Raw genomic sequence first — 4,514 nt, 5'->3', positions numbered from 1 at the left:
CTCGCACGGCGTCCAGGCCGGGGTTGCCAACCAGCGCCTCCTCCATCAGGGCATCCAGTGCCGGGTCATCGAATTCCCGCCACCACTGGCGCTGCAGCGATGCCTCCCCACCTGCCTGGCCGAATTGCTCCGGAAGCGGCAATTGTTTCGGTTGCGGCGGATTGACCGCACAGCCGCCAAGCAGCAGGGCCAGAGCCAACATGCCTGCACGAAGTCCGCGACTCATGGCACCGCCCGATACCATCGGGTAGGAAGCGCAAGGGGAAATCGGGTCATTCTTCTGTTTTCCAAGAGAGATTGGCTATCCCGCCATTCTAATGGGAAAGCCGAGCTTTCAGACTCCACGAACTGCAATCCAATGCAAAGAAGTGCAAAGCCTTGGAGCGGCCGTGAACCGACAAGTTCCAGGGTGTCAGGGCGGTTCCTGACCTGCCGAGCGGACACCGGGATTCACTCCCGAAAGCGTACCTACGTTGAAGCGAGCGTATGGATATGCGTTTACCCTGCTCACCCCTCTTACCCCCCGCCTGGCTGGCATTTCTTCGCACTGCTTTGCACTCCCGCTCAACAACTTGATCCGCGGCATCGGTAGGATGGTGACATCCCGCACTGGCGCGGGCCTGCAAAGAGCTGAGGAGAATCCAAAATGAAAGTGAAACGACACTGGCCGGTCCTGATTGCCGGCACACTTCTGGTTGCGACAGCCGGAACGGCACTGGCCTTCGGACCGGGAAGCTGTGGCGACCGTAAACCGATGGCAGCAGTCTACCAACTCGACACACTTACCGACAGCCAGCGGGAACAGCTGGATGCGCTGCGCGAACAGCGCCTTGCGGCGATGCAGGAAAAGCGCCAGTCGTGGCAAGATGAGCGCAGTGAGCTGAGAGAAGCGATCCGCAGCGGCGCCGACGCCGCCACCATCCGGCCGCTCGCCGAAAAGCAGGGCCAACGCATGGCCGACAACCTCGTACGAAAAGCGGAGATGCGACAAGAGATCATGGCGATCCTCACCCCGCAGCAGCAGCAGGAACTTGAGAAGATCGCTCCAACGGCAAAAAGAGGGGCCGCATGCAATACGGTATGTAGCATGGTATAGCGGCGTGTGGGCACCAACCCACTTACACCGGCTCACGCGCCGCCTGGCCACCCGACCGTTGCCAACCAGAGGACACCCAGGGTTAACCAGGCTCAGAAGAGTTCGGCGGTCCTGCGGCTATTTCTTTCAGTCCCGGCGCAGCCGGTCCGAGACCGCAATCGGGGTGGGGTAGTTCAGCATGATCACATAAGAGGAGACGATGAAGGTCAGGAGCGTGGCCAATTGAACGGTATAGGAGGCCCCGCGGCTGATCACCTCCGACTCCAGTGCAAGGATGACGATAAACAGCGAAAACTCGCTCACCTGCCCCAACCGCACGCCCACTTCCCACGCCAAAGCCTGCTCTTCGCCGGCCCACTTCAGCAAAAGCCCAAAAGCCACGGGTTTCGCCAGCAACAGCAGCGCGGCCAGGACCACCGCCGCCGGCAATACTTCGCCTATCATGCCCAGATCGAACGTGGCCCCCAGTGCGAAAAAGAACATCACCAGGAAAAAGTCCCGCAATGGCTTGAGGCTTTCGGCAATGAAAGTGCTGATGGGACTTGCAGCAAGAGCGATACCGCCGATGAAGGCCCCGATCTCCTGGGAAAGACCCAACAGGGCCGCCAGTTGCGCCATGCCGAGACACCAACCGATGGTCAACAGGAAAACGTATTCTTGAATGGTGTCGAAACGGCAGAACAGCGGGACCACGACATAGCGGGCGCCCAGCCAGGCGGCAACGACCAGGGCCGGCAGCCCCATCATCAGCACCCCGATATCCCACCACACCGCATCGCCGGTGCCCACGGCCTGCAGCAGCAGCAGGATGACGATGGCAATCAGGTCCTGCAGCAACAGTACACTGATGATGACTTCACCGGTACGCTGGTGGTGAAGCTGGGTGGTGGGCAGCAGCTTCAGCCCGATAATGGTGCTGGAGAAGATGCAGGCGGCGCCGATCAGCAGGCTTTCGCGCGCCCCAAAACCGAACGCCAGGGCCACACCGCCCCCGATCGCAGCAAACAGCAGAGAGCTGAGCAGTGTCACCGGTACTGCTCGTCCCAATTGCCCCAGCAGCTTCTGGGGATGGAGATTCAGACCGAGCAGGAACAGGAGAAAGATCACGCCCATATGAGCGGCGGCACTGATCGCCTCCGGCTCTTCAGTCAGCCCGAACCCCCAGGGACCAAACAGCACCCCGACCAAAATGTAGGAGACCAGCATCGATTGCCGGGTGAAGAGAGCCGCTGTCGCCAGCAGCGCCGCGCCGGCGAAGATCAGGAAAACGTTATAGACGATCGGGTCGTGCATGCCGCTTATCAATATCCGGTTAGAACACCAGCCAAATGCGCGGCGTTTTGTAGATGGCCACCACGACGATGTAAGCGAACACGGCAAGAGCAGCAAGCCAGGCCGCTGCGCGAATCCTCCTGCTACGCTCTCCGCGACGGCCGAGAGCAATGCTGCCCAGCCCGATATAGACCAGCAGCGCTGCGAGCTTCGCCTCCAGCCACGGATGGTGGAACGGATTCCAGCCATAGCCGGCTACCAACGCGATGCCGGTCACCAGGAGCAGCGTATCGTTGACGTGCGGCACCGTCCGGGCAAAACGGTTGTCGAGCATATCGGGCGCACTCAAGCGCAACACCCCGCGCAGGAAAAACCCGGAAACGGACAGCGTAACGAAAATGACGTGAAAGAACTTCAGTGTCGGCATTGTTTTATCTTTGAGCCGTGGCTTTGAACACTGCGAGCACTACCGACCGCTCGCAGCCCCGAATCAGGGAGTACGACTCGTAATGACAGCGGGGACAAATGGACCACTAGCCTACCGGATTCAGGGCAAGACATCCGGCTGCACTCGAAATTGCAGTAGACAGCCATCACGTAGCCTGTCGCATAGACACCCTGTCAGAGCCCGATCCGCTCCTGACGGGCCAAGTCCTTTATGGTGACCTCTCCGAGCTTTTCCCGGACGGCGGTCTCGGTCACCTCCAGTACCTCGTCAATCGGGCCGACCGACAAGGCACGCCTATCCAGTGGATAGCCGCTTTCGCCGATCGCTCGCAGTTGGGCGAGCACTTCCCGGACCGGTAACTCGGCCGGATCGCGGCCGGGAAAATACTTTGGATCTTCGATACCGGTCTCGATCAGCAGCCCCACTCTTTCCATATCGAGCAGCAGGTCCCCCAGGCTGTCGCCGGGCAATCCCAGTCGCTGACTGAGGGCGTCCAGGGTCCAGCCCTCTTCGCCCCGTTCGTAGGCACGGGTCACCAGGTACATCACCAGCAGCCCGGCACGCTCGCGCAGGCGGTTGCTGAAGCCGATACGCTCCGCCTCCCGCCGAACCTGCTGCGGGTGCTGATGGTAGTAGGCCACCTTGGCGCCGAACAGGAGAATGAACCAGCTCAGATAGAGCCAGATCATGAACATAATGAGAATGGCGAAGCCGGAGTAGATCGCGTCGTAGCGTGTCGAACCGGAGGCAAAGGCGGCGAACGCGTAGCCGGTAAGTTGCCAGAGGCCTCCCCCCACCACACCACCGACAAGTGCCGAGCGCAGTCTGACACTGGTGTTCGGCACGAACATATAGACGAAGGTAAAGGCGGCGGTGATCAGCAGATAGGGCACCAGCCGACCGAGCACCACCACTACGGTCCCGAACGGCTCCATTTCCAGCAGCGCCTGCACGATGGCGTTGTTCATCACCGAAGCGGTCACCCCGATGGCGGTAAACACCAGCACCGGCCCGATAATGATGACGCTCAGGTAGTCGGAAAAGCGGCGCGAAATACTACGCACCTGTTTGATGTGCCAGACGAAATTGAAGGACTCTTCGATCTTCTGGATCAGTGAAATGACCGTATAGACCAGAAAGGCGAGACCGACCGAACCGAGCACACCGACCTGAATGTTTTCGACAAAACCGATGATTCGGTTGGTGATTTCCACGCCCTGTTCGCCCAGCGGCGCCAGGACGTTGAGCAGCAGGGGTTCAATCTGGTTGTGAACACCGAAGGCCTTGAGCACCGAAAAGCTCACGGCCAGCAGCGGAACCAGCGACAGCAGCGTGGTGTACACCAGGCTCATGGCCCGCAGGGCCAACGCTCCCTCCTGCAGGTCCCGAACCAGCACGTAGGCGACCCTGAGCGAGTAGATCCCCCAGCGGCGCGGACGCGACAGCTGCTCAGTCTCCACCTGCCAAAGGTCACGAAAAAGAAAATCCCAAAGATGACCGAACAGCCTCGAAAGCATGGCGCCTCCCTCTGCCTAACTGTAAACCAAATTTAATGACCGGTGTCCGCGGCTTGCAGCCTGTGGCCATCGCGCTTTTGGTGGCGGGCACGGCCCGCCCTTCGCACCCTGTCCTCGACTCGGGCCGGCTCACACCCGTCGCAAAATCCGCAGCGGCGGCACCGAGAGGACCCGTCGGGTC

4 protein-coding genes and 1 pseudogene are annotated in these 4,514 nt (G+C 60.5%); 1 reads left to right on the top strand and 4 read right to left on the bottom strand.

Going from position 1 to position 4,514, the window contains the following annotated elements; translation table 11 throughout:
* Positions 1 to 226: pseudogene (locus tag Q7L05_RS16965) on the bottom strand (efflux transporter outer membrane subunit); the annotation flags it as partial.
* Positions 227 to 646: 420 nt separating this feature from the next.
* On the opposite strand from Q7L05_RS16965, the gene Q7L05_RS16960 reads away from it, so the two are divergent.
* The gene (locus tag Q7L05_RS16960; protein ID WP_303909429.1) at positions 647 to 1,096 is read left to right on the top strand and encodes a Spy/CpxP family protein refolding chaperone; all 450 of its coding nucleotides are present in this window, start codon (positions 647 to 649) and stop codon (positions 1,094 to 1,096) included.
* 126 nt (positions 1,097 to 1,222) lie between these two features.
* Here Q7L05_RS16960 and Q7L05_RS16955 read toward each other — a convergent pair whose 3' ends face one another.
* The 3 genes from Q7L05_RS16955 to Q7L05_RS16945 all read right to left on the bottom strand — a co-directional run bounded on the left by Q7L05_RS16955 (position 1,223) and on the right by Q7L05_RS16945 (position 4,333).
* The gene (locus Q7L05_RS16955) at positions 1,223 to 2,389 is read right to left on the bottom strand and encodes a cation:proton antiporter domain-containing protein (protein WP_303909428.1); all 1,167 of its coding nucleotides are present in this window, start codon (positions 2,387 to 2,389) and stop codon (positions 1,223 to 1,225) included.
* Positions 2,390 to 2,408: 19 nt separating this feature from the next.
* Positions 2,409 to 2,795, bottom strand: a complete 387-nt coding sequence (locus Q7L05_RS16950; RefSeq protein WP_303909427.1) for a SirB2 family protein — start codon at positions 2,793 to 2,795, stop codon at positions 2,409 to 2,411.
* Between the two features lie 194 nt (positions 2,796 to 2,989).
* Positions 2,990 to 4,333: a YihY/virulence factor BrkB family protein gene (locus Q7L05_RS16945; protein ID WP_303909426.1), complete on the bottom strand. Its 1,344-nt coding sequence runs from the start codon at positions 4,331 to 4,333 to the stop codon at positions 2,990 to 2,992.
* Between the last annotated feature and the right edge of the window lie 181 nt (positions 4,334 to 4,514).

This window comes from Thiohalomonas denitrificans, from assembly GCF_016841685.1.
Lineage (GTDB): Bacteria > Pseudomonadota > Gammaproteobacteria > Thiohalomonadales > Thiohalomonadaceae > Thiohalomonas > Thiohalomonas denitrificans_A.
The sequence above is the reverse complement of the archived record's forward strand: the minus strand, read 5'-3'. Positions and strand labels throughout refer to the sequence as shown.

What these genes read in the sequence shown, in the direction of transcription:
- Q7L05_RS16955 (WP_303909428.1), bottom strand. Translation starts at nt 2,389, where the DNA reads ATGCACGACCCGATCGTCTATAACGTTTTCCTGATCTTCGCCGGCGCG.
- Q7L05_RS16945 (WP_303909426.1), bottom strand. Translation starts at nt 4,333, where the DNA reads ATGCTTTCGAGGCTGTTCGGTCATCTTTGGGATTTTCTTTTTCGTGAC.
- Q7L05_RS16950 (WP_303909427.1), bottom strand. Translation starts at nt 2,795, where the DNA reads ATGCCGACACTGAAGTTCTTTCACGTCATTTTCGTTACGCTGTCCGTT.
- Q7L05_RS16960 (WP_303909429.1), top strand. Translation starts at nt 647, where the DNA reads ATGAAAGTGAAACGACACTGGCCGGTCCTGATTGCCGGCACACTTCTG.